The organism is Parasphingopyxis algicola (assembly GCF_013378075.1).
In the GTDB taxonomy this organism is placed as follows: Bacteria; Pseudomonadota; Alphaproteobacteria; order Sphingomonadales; family Sphingomonadaceae; genus Parasphingopyxis; species Parasphingopyxis algicola.
Genome location: NZ_CP051131.1, coordinates 2,669,223 through 2,682,762 on the forward strand (window position 1 = coordinate 2,669,223; position 13,540 = coordinate 2,682,762).

Here is a 13,540-nt window from a genome sequence, read left to right on the forward strand (position 1 = left end):
AAGGAATCTGCCGCGCTCGACCGGCAGGTCGAGTCTGACGAAACCGAACGCTCCCGGAGCGAACCCCGGGAGCGTCGGCATCGTTCGAAGGCGTTGGGCCTAGCGCGAAGCGCGGGTCCGCACGCGGCGCGCGTGTTCGTCGAGCTGGCGTATGGCCGATGCACGGGTTTCTTCCATACAGCGGCGCTCCGACCGCCCGGCATAGACGGTGCGGGTGCCCGGGACGCTGCACAGCCGCCGCGCCGCGCCCGAAATCTGCCGCGCGGCGGCGTCATAGCCGGCTTGCGACTGGAGATTGTACCGGTCGATATCGATCGTGATCGCATTGTCCGACGCGATCGCTGGAGAAACCGCGAACGTCGCCGCGGCGGCGAGAATATTGGGACGGTAATCAAACATGATGATGCTCCTGAACAATTGTCTTTGGCCTGAGCCGGCGGCTTGCTGGATGACGGTCAAGAGTCGGCTCGGTCCGACGCCGCCGTCGGGCATCTGCTAGAAAAGAACTGTTACCGCTGCGGGTCAGACAACCGGATAAGCGACGAAACGCATTGCTTTTTCTGCATCCGCCACCGCACGCGAAAACACCCCCGGGCAGAGGGACCCGGGGGTGTTCGGTGCGGCCCTGTCGGGGCTGAGCAGGGCCGGGACTTAGCCCGTAAGGGCTAGCGCGAGGCGCCGACCGTGACTGACGGCGACCGCGCGACATCGTTGAGCTGTTCCATCGCATCCTCGACCGCCGCGCCCTGGCAGGCGCGGATCGCATAGGCTTCTTCGATGTCGCGGACATCGACGGTGCCGCAGACCTGGCGCGAGGCGCGGTCGATCCGCTCGGTGAGCCGCGCATAGCCTTGGCTCGAGCGCAGGTCGTAGGTCCGCGTGTCGATGACGACGGTCTCGACCTTCGCCATGGCGGCGAGCGCCGGCGAGGTGGTGAAAGCGGTGGCGGCGCCGGCCATGGCGACCGCGGCGAAAGCGAAGGCAATTTTCTGCATGGTCATACTCCTGAACCTTGGCCCTCCGGGACGATCCCGGCGGATCCGGTCGACGGTCGCCTGCCGGATGATTCCGATCTCGCCGTCTGCCGTCCTTATAGGCGGTGCACCGATGCCGGTCGTGCCCGGATCGACAGCCGGGCGACGCCTTGCGTCAAATCGACAAACGTCGGAATTCTGTCGATCAAGGTTTCGGTTTGTCGCGGCCGGGGCTCGGTTCGGAGGTTGGAAAACACCGTTCGTCGGTGGATTTGTGCGGTTTGTTTGTTAGAATGTTGCTGGCGCAACGGGATTCTTTTGTCAGAATTTTCCTGTCGGAAAATCGCCGCACCGGGTTTTGATTTGTCAGAACATTGCTGTCGCAATGTCGCGGCACCGGCCCGCTCCCCCTCCCGGCCTCCCAATGAATATACCCTGTGGGAGGCCGGGAGGGGGAGCGGGCCGGTGCCGCGCCTGAGCGTTAGCGAAGGTCTGACAAAAGAAAACTTGCCGCGCTCGACCGACAGGCCCGGTCCGACAAATCAACCTTCTTCCCTAGCTCACTTCCCGCGCGAACTGCTCGATATCCGCGAGCGACGGCACCGAGCCGCGGGTCCAGCGCGACAGCGCCGTCATGATCCGGATATGGCCGATCCCGTCATAGACGATATGGCGCACCGGGACGCCCGCGGTCTCGAGCCGCGCGGTGAGCCGGCGCGACTGGCGCGGTTTGACGGTATCGTCGGCGCTGCCGTGCAGCAGGAGGGCGGGCGGATCGCCTTCGCCCGCGTAATTGATCGGCTGGGTCACGGCGAGGTCGGGGACGCGGCCGAAGGCGCCGCGCGTGCTCGGCGTATCGAGCGGCAGGAAATCGTACGGCCCCGCCATGCCGACCCAGCCGGCGATCGCCGCCCGGTCCGCGCCGAGCCAGCGTTCGTCCATCGCCAGCATCGCCGCGATGTGCGCCCCCGCGCTGTGGCCGACCATCACGATCCGGTCCGGGTCGCCGCCGCGCTCGGCGATGTTGGCGCGCACCCAGCGCAGCGCCGCCGCTCCGTCCTCGACAAAGGCGGGGAAATGGACGTCGGGCGAGAGGCGGTAATTGGGCACGACCGTCACGAAGCCGCGCGCGGCCAGCGCGCGGCCGGCAAATTCGTACCCCGCCTTGTCGCCGGCCCGCCAGCCGCCGCCATGGATGAAGACGATGACGGGAAGCGCGGCATCCCCGCCGCGTTCTTCGGGCGCATAGATATCGAGCCGCTGGCGCGCGGCGTCGCCGAAGGCGATGTCCTGCCCGATCCTTTCGGATCCCGCATCCTTGGGCACCAGCCGGTTGAACAGTATGAGCCGGTCGGCCGTGTAGAGAAACACCCCGAGCGCGACGGCGAGCAGGGCGGCGGTAAGAAGCGCGGTGCGGAGCATCGGGCGGAGTTAGGCGCGGCGGGGGAGAATGTCGATATCGGGTCGGAGGGATTGGTTTATCAGGCTCAACCTGGCGGTCGAGGGCGGCACGGGGTTTTCTTTTTCAGAAACTTCCTGTCGGAAGTTCGCCGCACCGGATTTGGTTTGTCAGAAACTTTCTAGCGAAAGTTCGCGGCACCGGCCCGCTCCCCCTCCCGGCCTCCCAACAGGGTACACTCAATGGGAGGCCGGGAGGGGGAGCGGGCCGGTGCCGCGCTCGACCGGTAGGTCGAGTCTGACAAAAGAATCCCGATGCGGCGACATTGTGCAAGCACGGTTCCGGCAAATCAGTCCAGCCGCTCGACGCTGACCGATTGCTCGTTGAGATCCGCCTGGCCGAAGACCGTCATGAAGGCGATGTCGGTGGCGTCGCGTCCGGCGACGATCGGGATCAGCCCTTCGACCGGCGCCATCTTGGTCGCGTCGACGAGATGCCAGGCGCCGTCGAGCCAGACTTCGGTCACGGCGTGGAAATCCTGCGGCTCGAGCTGCCAGGCATAGGCCGAGACCATCCGCGCCGGGATGCCGGCCGCGCGCGCGAAACTGATCAGCAGGTGCGCATAGTCGCGGCAGATGCCCTTGCGCGCGATGAAGGTGTCGGCTGCGCCGGTTTTGCCGTCGCTCGATCCCGGCACATAGTCGAGCTCGGCATGGATCCAGTCCGCCATGGCGAGGATCTTCGCGCCGCCGTCCAGATCGCCGAACCGCGTCGCGACGAAGCTCGTGAACCGGTCGGACTGGCAGTAGCGGCTAGGCCAGATATAGGGCACGGCCTCGCCGGCCAGTTCGGAATAAGGTGTGGTGGCAAGGCCGGAGATGTCGGCGGGCGCGCGGGCGACCTCGACCGTCGCGCGGTAATCGACCCGGAACGGGCCCGATCCCCGCGTCCAGGTCCGCCGCCCGACCCCGGCCTCGACCTGCATCGGATGGAGCTCCGCACCGGTCGCCACCGTCATCTTGCCGTCGATCACGCGCTGCGTGGGCTCGTCCGAAGCCGCCTCGATCTGCAGCAGCACATCGGCTTCGTCGTGGATGAGATAATCGAGCAGGGCGTGAATCGAAAGGCGCATGGTGGAGGGGCCATACCGCCCGCCCGTGGATCGCGCACCAAAAATCTCTGTTCTTTTCGCCGCAAGAAGCTATCGCATTGATATTGGGGGCAAGAATACGGTCGGGAGACGCAGATGGCGAACATAGCGGTGATCGGCCTGGGCGGGTTCGGCAGCACCCTGGCGATGGAGCTGGCGCGGCTCGGCGATCATGTCCTCGGCATCGACATCACCGAGCGGCAGGTGACGCCCTGTCTCGGCCGGCTGGCCGAGGCGATCATCGCCGACGGGCGGGATATCGAGGCGCTGAAAGAGGCCGGGCTCGCCAGCTACGAGATCGCCGTCATCGCGATCGGCGAGGATCTGGAAGCCAATATCCTGTGCCTGATGAACCTGCGCGAGATCGGCGTCGAGACGATCTGGGTGAAGGCGCTGGACGGCCCGCATGAACGCATCCTCGCGGCGCTCGGCGCCGAGCATATCATCGAGCCGGAGCGCGAGGTCGGCGTCCGGATCGCCCAGACGCTGCACAATCCGCTGATGCGCGATCATATCGCGCTCGCCAATGGCCAGTATCTGGCCGATATCGCGGTCCCGGCCACGCTGGCCGGCAAAACGCTCACATGGCTCGACCTGGAAGAACGGTTCGGGATCCGCTGTCTCGGCATCACGCGCGGCAAGGAATTCGTCACCGGGCACGGCACCGAGGCACCGCTCGAATATAACGATCATCTGCTGCTGCAGGGCGAACGCAAGCAGCTGCGCAAATTTTCCGAAGAGCTGTAGGGCACGCCGTGGCGCAGGACCGGGAAGGCGCGGTGGAAGAGGCGATCGGCGGCCGGACGATCAAGCTGCCGCCGCCCGCCCTGCTCGCCCTGCTTTATGCCGCCTTTATCGCCACCGGCGCGCTGCTTCTCAAACTGCCGGCCGCGACCACCGCGCCGATCAGCTGGTCCGACGCCCTGTTCACCGCGACTTCGGCGGTCACCGTCACCGGGCTGGTGGTCGTCGACACGGGCAGCGCCTTCACCCTGTTCGGCCAGATCGTCGTCGCGACGCTGATCCAGCTGGGCGGGCTCGGCCTGATGACCTTCGCGGTGCTCGTCCTCGCCTCGCTCGGTCTGCCGATCGGGATGCAGCAGCGCGTCTATCTGCGCGAGGATCTCAACCAGACTTCGGTCAGCGAATTGCTCTATCTCGTCTTTACGATCCTCAAGGTCGTTCTGGTCATGGAGGCGATCGGCATCGTCGCGCTCGCCTTCGTTTTCGTGCCCGAATTCGGCTGGGGCGAGGGGATGTGGCATGCGATCTTCCACACCATCTCGGCCTTCAACAATGCCGGCTTCGCGCTGTTCCCGGACAGCCTCACGCGTTGGGCGACCGATCCGGTCGTCAACATCACCGTGCCGCTACTCTTCATCGTCAGCGGCGTCGGCTTCGCCGTGCTTTCCGATCTCGCTCGCACCCGCGCCTGGCGGCCGCTGATGCTGCACAGCAAGCTGACGCTGGCGGGGACCGGCGTGCTGATCGTTCTTTCGGTGATCGGGTTCGCCGCGCTCGAATGGAACAATCCGGGCACGTTGGGACCGCTCGCAACCGCCGGCGACAAATTGTGGGTCAGCTGGTTTCAGGGGGTGACGACGCGCACCGCCGGTTTCAACACGGCCGATACCGGCGCGATGTACGATGCGACGACGATGATGACGATGGGGCTGATGGTGATCGGCGGCGGCAGCACCTCGACCGCCGGCGGCATCAAGGTCACGACCTTCGTGGTCCTGATCCTCGCGACCATCGCTTTCTTCCGCCGCCGCGAGCGGATGCGCGCCTTCGGCCGCAGCCTTGGGCCCGAACAGGCGTTCAAGGTGATGGCGCTGACGACCGTCGCGATCTTCCTGATCCTGACCGGCATCTTCGTCATGTCGATCAGCTGGGAGGGCGAATTCATCGATCTCGCTTTCGAGGTAACGAGCGCGTTCGGCACGGTCGGCCTGTCGCGCGGCGCGACCGGCGAGCTCGACGAATTCGGTCGCGCGGTCATCATGCTGCTCATGTTCCTCGGCCGCGTCGGCCCGCTGACGCTCGGCTTCTTCCTCGCAACCCAGATCCCGAGCCGTATCCGCTACCCGGAGAGCAAGATCTATATCGGCTAGCCGGTCCTGCCGACCGTGCAATCAGCCTTCGGGCCCGCGAACCCAGCGTCCGTCGAGCATGACCGCGGCTACCGTGTGGATATTCGCGATGTCCGCCAGCGGGTCGCCGCCGAGCAGAACGAGGTTTGCGCGCGCGCCGGGGCGGATGACCCCCTCGTCGGCCCGGCCAAGCATCGCAGCGGGGTTGACCGTCGCGGTCGCCAGCGCCTCCCGGGGCGACAGGCCGAGTTCGACGAACTGGCGGATCGAGCGGTGCAGCGCGCGGCCATAGCCCTGACAGTCGGTTGGCGCGTCGCTGCCGGCGAGCAGCGGAACGCCGGCCGCGCGCAACTCGGCCAGATGGTCGGCCAGATCGGCGATCATCTGCGCGCGGACATCGGCGGTCACCGGCCGTTGCGACTCGAGCGCGCGTTCGCACGAAACGCGCGCGGCGGGGCTCAGCGCGAGAAGCTCCTCTTCGCCGACGACGAGATCGAGCGGCAGGTCGAGCTGCGGTGTCGGCGTGACGAACACCCCGGCCGCGGCCATCTCGCGATAGAAGGCGCGGCAGGCTTCGGCATCGCGGCCCGCATAGAGGGCGTGGAAGCGCCGGTAGCGTCCTTCATAACCCTCGGTGATCCAGGCCGAGAGGACCGAGGTCATCGCCGCGTTGCCGGCCTCGGTGCAGTCCTTGAACAGGTTGACATAGGCATGCTCGATCTGGGTCATGCCGGCCGCGATCGCGCCGCTGGTCGAAACCGCGAACGGCACATGGCCGGCGATCGGCAGTCCCCGGCGCTGCGCGGCGGCGGCGATCGCGGCGAAGCTGTCGGGTGCGATACCGTTATAGACCTTCACGAAATCGGCCCCCTGGTCGGCGAGGGCGTCGACGAGCGGCGCCGCCTGCTCCGGCGCTTCGACAAAGACCTCGACACCGGTGCTCCAGGGATTGGGCGGCCCCTGGATCACCGGCCCCGCAAGGACGAGGGAGGGCAGGCCGGGGCGCGCGCGCAGCCCGGAGACGAGTGGGAGCCAGCGCTGCGCCATGCCCGGATCGCGAACGCCGGTCACACCGTGCGCGAGATAGGTGGCGAGGCGGCGGAGGACGCGCGCCTCGATCTGCGGCGCGGTCGGTTCCGGCGTGCCTTCCGGCCGGACATGGTCGTCGGCGGTGAGATGGGCATGCATGTCCCAGAGCCCCGGGATCATGAACAGGCCGCGGCCGTCGACGCGGCGGTCGCCGGGTTCGGGCGCGAGCGATCCGTGCGGCGCGACGGCCCCGATCCGCCCGCCGCGCACAGCGACATCGCGCCCGGCGAGCGCGCCTTCGCCGGTCATCGGTATCACGGTAACGTCGGCGATGATCGTCCGTGTGCCGGCATTTTGCGCGAAGGCGGGCCCGACGGCGAGCGCCGCGAGGCAGAAGATGGACAGGAAACGCAGGAAACGGCTTGCCATGAAACGCTCCGGAAACATCGACAGGATGGCGGGGAAGCATAGGCGGATGCCGCGCAAATCCGCGGCTAATCGGTGAACGGACATCGCGGGCCGGTGAACGGACCGCGCGGCGCGGTTAAAGAACGCGGTCGCGCACGGCCTTCGCGCCGGCCCGGCTCGTGGTCAGCGAATCGCCATTGTCCATATGCAAGGTCATCCGCCCGCCGCCGGCCGGCTCCATCCGCGCGACCCGGTTCGTGTTGACGATCCGCGAGCGGTGGATGCGCAGAAACCCGTTGCCGAGGCTCGTCTCGAGCTCCGCAAGGGTCGTGCGCAGCAGGTGGCTGCCGCTTGGCGTGTGCATTTCGGCATAGTCGCCGGCGGCCGCGATATGGACGATCCGTTCGGGATCGAGCGGGCGCAGCTCGTCGCCGTCGCGGACGAACTGGGGCGGCGTCTCGCCGGTCGCCGGTTCGCGCGGCGTCATCGTTTCGCGCAGCAGCTCATAGTGAAAAAGCAGCGCCAGCACCGCGTAGATCGTCAGGCCCTGCATCAACTGCCAGGCCGCGGCAAGGCCCATGAACGGCTCGACCGAAAAGAGCACGGCGCTGTCGCCGTTGATCGCGCCGAGCAGCACCATCAGCAGCCAGAACCAGAACAGGGTGAAGAGCACCGCCATGGCGATGTGCGCGCCGAACTGCACGGCGACCCGGCGGCGCGCGACCCAGGACCGGATTGACGCCCGCACCGCCAGCCCGCCGATCACGATCGGTGCGATGTTGGCGATGGTCGATGCAAGCGCCCGGCCGACCGTAAGTCCGGCGGGAATGACCAGGATGAGGAAATAGAGCAGCGCGGCCGCCACAAGGGCCGCACTGTAAAATGCCGGGCTGCCCGGCTGCAAAGGCACGCTGCGCTTCATTCGGCGGTGCGTGCCGTCCTATAATCGGGTCGCCCGTTTTTCAATATCGCGGGACCGGCGCGGCGTCGTTCGCCGGCCCGGAGCCCGCGGCGCGTACGTCCTTTTTTGCCTATTTCTTGGAGTGGCCCTTGGCGCTTTCCTTGCGCGCCTTCTCCAGTTCCGCGCCTTCCCCGCTCTTCAGCGCCTCGGCCGCTTCCTTGCCCTTGGCGTCGACCTTGCCCTTGTCCTTGGCGAATGCGTGCTGGTCCTTCTGATATTCTTTCGCCGCCTTGTAATTGCCTTCGCCTTTTTCCGCGTCCTTCATGTCGGGATCCTCCTGTCGGGTTGGGTGCTGACGGATCAACGCGTGGGCCCCGCTTTCGTTGCACGCCGGGCCGCGGGCGCCTGAGCGTTCGGACCGTTGCGGCGGACCGTGCGGCGGCCATGACGGGGCGCTGCGGGGTGGATTGTAATTACAGACCTTGTGAGTTATTGAATTAATACAGTGAGTCGGATCGGCAGGTTGGATTGATAATGCGCAAGATTGAAACAATATCGCGCAATAGCCTCACAGAACGCTGTTGTTTGTCCGCCCCAAAGCAATATTCGCAGAACGACGCATGTCGTTGGTCTAATAGATTGTCTGCTTCGCCACGCGCTGCGGTACAGAATTGAGCAACGTATGATCACAATGCGGAATCAGGGAGTGTGATCGAGTGGCGTTTTTGGAAGTCGCACGAGCCAGCGGGATAACCGCCTGGAAATCCAGCAACAGCTATGCCGAGGCAGAGCGTGCGATCGCCCGCTATCTGGCCGCCCTCTCGCTTTCCGACAAGGCTGCCCTCGCCAAGCTGCGCGATCCGGTATGGAGCCGCCGCAAGCTGAACGGCGGCGACAAGCTGCATTTTGCCGGCAATGCCGTTCCGATCGCGAGTGTTCGGGAACCGCTCGACTGGGCGAACGGCGTATGGCTGACCAGCCTGCAGATATTCCGCGACGGCCTGGCCGTCGCACGGCTCGACGATTGGGATCACGACAAGGCGGCGATCATGCTGCTCTTTTTCGTCGACGGCAAATGGCGCGTCGCGAGCGAAATCTCGGTAACCGCCGAACATGGCGACAACCGGGCGGGCATGCAGCTGGAAACGGCCGAGCAGGACGTGCTGGCGGTGCTGGCGCGCTTCTACGACGCGGTCGAACAGCGGTCGGTTGCCGCGCTGCGCGACCTGTCTGACGAGAATTGGCACGTGAAGCGGCACAGCCCGATGCAGCATGTCATCGCCGAGGACATGGCGGGCTTTATCGACCGGATCGATATCGCGCCGCCCCGTCTCCATCGCGACAATTGCAAGGTCGCCGACGTCCAGATCCTCTTCAACCGCCTGGCCTGCGTCCGCATCGATACCCCGCGGCTCGCCCAGACGACGATCTTCCTCCTGTGCCGCCGCGGGACCGACTGGGTGATCGCCGAAAAGGCCTCGTCCGGCGGCATGGCGGAGCAGGTGCGGCACCGGATGGCGATGTGAGGAGCGGTTAGCCGCCGGGCAGTCCTAATCTTCGAGGATCGTCAGCTCCTTTTTCGTTGCGATTACGAGCACCCAGTCTTCCGTTTCCCCGCTTTCCCATATCAGCGCCGGCTGGGTCCCGTCGCTCAACTTGATGGCATCGGTCGGGCCGGCCACTGCGACGTTATATCCTTCGCCTTTCCAGAAGCCCGCAGCAGCGGCTGCGTCGTCATTTTTCCGGAATGCCAATACCCTCGTCATATCGGTCATGATATTCTCCCTAAGCTTCATCCCACCGGCTGAGTGCTTCTTCGAACGCATCGGGATTCACCCGATAATCGTCCGCATAAAAATCTCGCGCATCTATGAAGTCGGCACACTGATCCGGGGTCCGGCTGGCGCAGGCCGCGGCCCCGCCCAACATGACGCCCGCCCGGCGCTCGAAACTTTGCAGACGGTCGGCCAATTGTTCTGCGTTGGTGTTTCTTATCGCTGCCACCAACGTCGGTTCGAAGGCCTGATGGCGTTCCGAAAGACCTTCGCCTTGGCTAAACGCGCTTGAGCCAGTCAGCAAAGTGGCCAGCGTATTTCCGTCATTCTGACGGGCCGCCTCATCGGCCGCAGCGCCAGTCGCCACGACTGCGGCCCCGCCAGTTGCCGCCAGGACCTGGGCCGCCATGCCCGTGGCGAAATACTGTGCGAGTCCGCCACTGGCTTCTGGCGATGAACCGGACGAGGCTTCGAACTCGGCTCCGAAACTGGCTAGCACCGAATAGCTGTCCATTGCGCCTCCCCTGAATGCGACGAGCGAGCAGGGGTGGACGGCATAGCGAGTGCCAGAAGCCGTAACGTTGCGCGTGAGATCGCAAGGTTGCAAACGATTGTCCGGCGCGCGACTCCGGTCGACCGTATTCGCCACCAACGGCAGAATCACGGCTTCCTGCCGATCATAGGCGAGCATGATCTCGGGCATCTGCGTGGCGTTGGTCCCCACCTTCAATCCCACGGTCGTATTCGTCCCGAAGATCATCGTATTGCTGTGGCGGGTCGCCTGGACGCATCCGGCGACGAGCGGCAGCAGCGCTAGCGCGGCAAGCTGTGTGTGTAATCGGCTATGCATGGGTCCTGTCCTTCCAATGCCCGCAACACGGTTGCGGCGTTTTCGGCCTGGGCCGGCGAACGGATGACGATAAGCAGCTGGCACCGTGCGGGATCGGCGCTAATCCAGCTGCCTGAATGCCAGCCCAGGAACGGCCCGCCATCCCAGCCGAGACCGACCGTCTCGACATCGATCGCGTTCACCGCGCCTGCGGCTTCGGGCGTGACGACCCTGACCACGCCGATAAATGTCCGGGAGACCGCCCCGTCGCCGACTGTTATGGTCGTGCAACCGCCGAGCAGTGCTGCCAGCAGAAATAGGACACGCAGAATTCCATCCCCCTCTCGGGCCGAGGATAGGAAGAGGCGGCGGTCAGGCCAGCGCTATCGCATCCGTTTCGGAGACTTTGGATGCTGAATGTGTCCGGGTTAAACGCGAATTCACGCACCGTCTGGATGTTGCTTTTTAAGTCTTCCTTTCTGATAGTCGGACGAGGGAGAGAGAATGAAAGCCAGAGTGCGTAAGATTATGGTGACGTTCCGCTCATTCAATAAGAGTGAGTGGTTAGTCATCGGATTCTACATCTCCATTCTTTGGATAGGCGTAGTATTGGCGGCACTTATTGCAGATGCATATTTTGATAAAGATACGCCCCCTCGACTCGTTGCGTTCGCCGTTATTGTGAGTTTGCTGATTCTCGTTTTTTACGTCCTGCCGGCGGCGTCAGACATAAGAAAACCGAACAAGTGGCGAACTCTCATTTCTTTCAATGCGGTCCGGCGGCTTGTTTTCGCCCTAATGGGACTCCTTGCATCATTGACTCTTGTTTATGGCCTGATCGCACCCCGCAGTGCGGTTGAGAGCGAAACCGGAATCCTAGAAGAAACCACCCGTCAAACCGAAGAAATCGCACGGGATACGAACGAACGGATGAGGCAAATTGTCCCGGACGAAGGCCAAGAACCGAGCATTATCTCCGAAATTTCGGGCTTGTGGGGAGAGATCGATCCGCCATGCGAACTGACTTGGCGCATCGAATTAGCCGGTGAGGCTCTCGTGGCGGAAATGATAAGGCGGCCCGAAGGTGTCGCGCCATTCCGGCTGATAGCGAATATCACATCGACGGACCGCGATACGATGCGTGTAGTCGGCGAGGAACCGATGTCGGCGCGCGGTCGGGCGGCGACTTTCAACTACGCCACCAACGGGGTGACCGAACGACTGTTCTGGTACGATGAAAGTCGAGATTCGGAGCGTTTGGAGCTAAGGCGGTGCGGCTGAAAATTGCCCTTGTTCTGCTTTTTTCGGCGGGAGCGATTCTGGCATTTCCGATCGGCCCTATAAGTGCCCAGACCCGGCCGGATGCGGCAAGTGGATTGTCGCCTGCGGATGCCCGAAGATTGCGGCTCGAATACGAGTTAAGTCAACGCACTCTCGCAGCGATCGCGAGGATATTACAGATCAACTATCCGGACATCAGCGGTACAAGATTGACCGAACTTGTCGAGCAAAAAGCTGCGGAAGCGACTGCGCTTCGGCGCGAACTTATCGATCTGCGCGCAACCGTCTCGCGGTTAAGTGATCCTGGGGCGAGAGATCCCGCTGCCGGTATTCTCAATCGTGCGACGCAGGCCTTTGACGATGGTCGATTGGCCGAAGCTGAGCAGTTGATGGGTGAGTTGAGCGCATTGCGGCGATCCGAATATGCAGCGGTTCGTGCAGCATGGGTGGAGGCCATATCGTCCCAAGCGCGATTGGCGGAGCTACAGGGCGGAGCCGATGATTATGATCGCGCGGATGGGTTATGGAACACGCTAGCCGAATTTTATTCGGAAGAGTCACAACGATCGCGAATAGGGGAGTGGAGGGCCAGACTCAATCGAGCCCGTGGCCGATATCAACAAGGATATCTGCATGGCGACCGGTCGGCCTTGGATAGATCGATTGAGATGCATAGGAATGAGGTCTTGCCTCTCATTTCTGAAGAGGGCTACTCCCGAGAATGGGCTGAAACTAACGTTTCCTTGGGACTCGTTTTGCGGGTTCAAGGGGAACGTATTGGTGGCGCAGATGGTATCGCGTTGTTTGATCAGTCGATCGAAGTTTACCGCCGCGCCTTGAGCATTTTTACGCTTGAGGAGTCTCCAGTTTGGTGGGCAAACGCGAGCCACGGCATGGGTCTAGTGTTTTGGCGACGAGGCCAATGGACCGTAAGCGGCGATACAGATTTTGCTGAAGCAGCATCAATTTTTAGGAGTACACTGGCAGTCTACAATCAGAATGATCGACCGCGGGACTGGGCGATAACCCAAATAAATCTTGGTATTACCCTAATGGAACAACAGGAGCGGGCGAGAGAAACAGAGTCGAATAGGCTCCTTGGAGAGGCAATAAACGCCTTTCGGTCGAGCCTAACAGTTTATCGTCGAACGGCAGACCAATCTGATTGGGCGCTCGCGCAACTCAACCTGGGAAGAGCTCTTCGCCGGCAAGGTGCCCGTACGGCCGGCGCAGCCGGTATAAGAATTCTTCAAGAAGCCAATTTGGCGCACGAGAACGCGCTTCAATATTATACAAGATCTAGTTGGCCGACGAGATGGGCAGATATGCAGGACGCTCGCGCGCTGACTTTGGGCTATCTTGGTGAGCGAACCGCTGGAAACGCAGGCATGCGATTACTCTTGGAGGCGGTGCTGGCACAACGCGATGCAATGCTCGTTTATACTCGGAGCGAAATGCCCATCCAATGGGCCCAATTGCAGAACAATCACGGATTAACGTTAAGAAAGATCGGCGCCAGAGTCGGTGGTACGGTCGGCTTGTATTTCCTGCTTGCTGCAGAACGAGCCATTCTCAACGCGCTTGAAATCTGGACACCAGAGCATAGCTCTTACCTGAATCAAAAAGGGCTGTCTAACTTGCGGCATGTGCACGAAACGATCGCTGGTTTAGATCCTCAAAACCCCTAATAGCCAAGTCGCA

At 63.3% G+C, this 13,540-nt stretch carries 15 protein-coding genes; 5 read left to right on the forward strand and 10 right to left on the reverse strand.

The window, feature by feature from the left end:
• Positions 1 to 99: 99 nt before the first annotated feature.
• From HFP57_RS13315 to HFP57_RS13330, 4 genes are all read right to left on the reverse strand, one after another.
• Positions 100 to 399, reverse strand: coding sequence for a UrcA family protein (locus HFP57_RS13315; protein ID WP_176870243.1), 300 nt, complete (start codon positions 397 to 399; stop codon positions 100 to 102).
• Between the two features lie 266 nt (positions 400 to 665).
• Positions 666 to 995 (reverse strand): UrcA family protein, encoded by a 330-nt coding sequence (locus HFP57_RS13320; protein ID WP_176870244.1) that lies wholly within the window; start codon positions 993 to 995, stop codon positions 666 to 668.
• A 534-nt stretch (positions 996 to 1,529) separates the two neighbouring features.
• Entirely contained in the window at positions 1,530 to 2,396 is an 867-nt protein-coding gene (locus tag HFP57_RS13325; RefSeq protein WP_176870245.1) for an alpha/beta hydrolase, read from the reverse strand.
• Between the two features lie 326 nt (positions 2,397 to 2,722).
• Complete coding sequence (locus HFP57_RS13330; RefSeq protein WP_176870246.1) at positions 2,723 to 3,505, reverse strand: transglutaminase-like domain-containing protein; 783 nt, start codon at positions 3,503 to 3,505, stop codon at positions 2,723 to 2,725.
• A 114-nt stretch (positions 3,506 to 3,619) separates the two neighbouring features.
• Between HFP57_RS13330 and HFP57_RS13335 the strand changes: the two genes are divergently transcribed.
• Positions 3,620 to 4,270 carry a potassium channel family protein gene (locus HFP57_RS13335; protein ID WP_176870247.1) on the forward strand — a complete coding sequence of 217 codons (651 nt, stop codon included), beginning with the start codon at positions 3,620 to 3,622 and terminating at the stop codon, positions 4,268 to 4,270.
• 8 nt (positions 4,271 to 4,278) lie between these two features.
• The gene (locus tag HFP57_RS13340) at positions 4,279 to 5,637 is read left to right on the forward strand and encodes a TrkH family potassium uptake protein (RefSeq protein WP_218135021.1); all 1,359 of its coding nucleotides are present in this window, start codon (positions 4,279 to 4,281) and stop codon (positions 5,635 to 5,637) included.
• A gap of 21 nt (positions 5,638 to 5,658) precedes the next feature.
• Here the strand turns inward: HFP57_RS13340 and HFP57_RS13345 are convergent, their stop codons facing one another.
• From HFP57_RS13345 to HFP57_RS13355, 3 genes are all read right to left on the reverse strand, one after another.
• The gene (locus HFP57_RS13345) at positions 5,659 to 7,074 is read right to left on the reverse strand and encodes an amidohydrolase family protein (protein ID WP_176870248.1); all 1,416 of its coding nucleotides are present in this window, start codon (positions 7,072 to 7,074) and stop codon (positions 5,659 to 5,661) included.
• A 115-nt stretch (positions 7,075 to 7,189) separates the two neighbouring features.
• Entirely contained in the window at positions 7,190 to 7,963 is a 774-nt protein-coding gene (locus tag HFP57_RS13350; protein ID WP_176870249.1) for a LytTR family DNA-binding domain-containing protein, read from the reverse strand.
• A gap of 121 nt (positions 7,964 to 8,084) precedes the next feature.
• Complete coding sequence (locus tag HFP57_RS13355; RefSeq protein WP_176870250.1) at positions 8,085 to 8,279, reverse strand: hypothetical protein; 195 nt, start codon at positions 8,277 to 8,279, stop codon at positions 8,085 to 8,087.
• A 391-nt stretch (positions 8,280 to 8,670) separates the two neighbouring features.
• Here HFP57_RS13355 and HFP57_RS13360 point away from each other — a divergent pair, with 391 nt between their 5' ends.
• On the forward strand, positions 8,671 to 9,480 hold the full coding sequence (locus HFP57_RS13360; RefSeq protein ID WP_176870251.1) for a hypothetical protein: 810 nt from the start codon (positions 8,671 to 8,673) through the stop codon (positions 9,478 to 9,480).
• A gap of 24 nt (positions 9,481 to 9,504) precedes the next feature.
• On the opposite strand, the gene HFP57_RS13365 is transcribed toward HFP57_RS13360, so the two are convergent.
• Genes HFP57_RS13365 through HFP57_RS13375 form a run of 3 tightly spaced genes read right to left on the reverse strand, consistent with a single transcriptional unit; the run spans position 9,505 to position 10,797 of the window.
• Positions 9,505 to 9,729 (reverse strand): hypothetical protein, encoded by a 225-nt coding sequence (locus HFP57_RS13365; protein ID WP_176870252.1) that lies wholly within the window; start codon positions 9,727 to 9,729, stop codon positions 9,505 to 9,507.
• Positions 9,730 to 9,739: 10 nt separating this feature from the next.
• The gene (locus HFP57_RS13370; RefSeq protein WP_176870253.1) at positions 9,740 to 10,579 is read right to left on the reverse strand and encodes a hypothetical protein; all 840 of its coding nucleotides are present in this window, start codon (positions 10,577 to 10,579) and stop codon (positions 9,740 to 9,742) included.
• The gene (locus HFP57_RS13375) at positions 10,543 to 10,797 is read right to left on the reverse strand and encodes a hypothetical protein (protein ID WP_176870254.1); all 255 of its coding nucleotides are present in this window, start codon (positions 10,795 to 10,797) and stop codon (positions 10,543 to 10,545) included. Before HFP57_RS13375 ends, HFP57_RS13370 begins: the two co-directional genes overlap by 37 nt.
• Positions 10,798 to 11,062: 265 nt before the next feature.
• Between HFP57_RS13375 and HFP57_RS13380 the strand changes: the two genes are divergently transcribed.
• A complete protein-coding gene (locus tag HFP57_RS13380; RefSeq protein WP_176870255.1) occupies positions 11,063 to 11,839 on the forward strand; it encodes a hypothetical protein in 777 nt (258 codons plus the stop codon).
• Positions 11,830 to 13,527, forward strand: coding sequence for a hypothetical protein (locus HFP57_RS13385; RefSeq protein WP_176870256.1), 1,698 nt, complete (start codon positions 11,830 to 11,832; stop codon positions 13,525 to 13,527). Before HFP57_RS13380 ends, HFP57_RS13385 begins: the two co-directional genes overlap by 10 nt.
• Positions 13,528 to 13,540 lie beyond the last annotated feature (13 nt).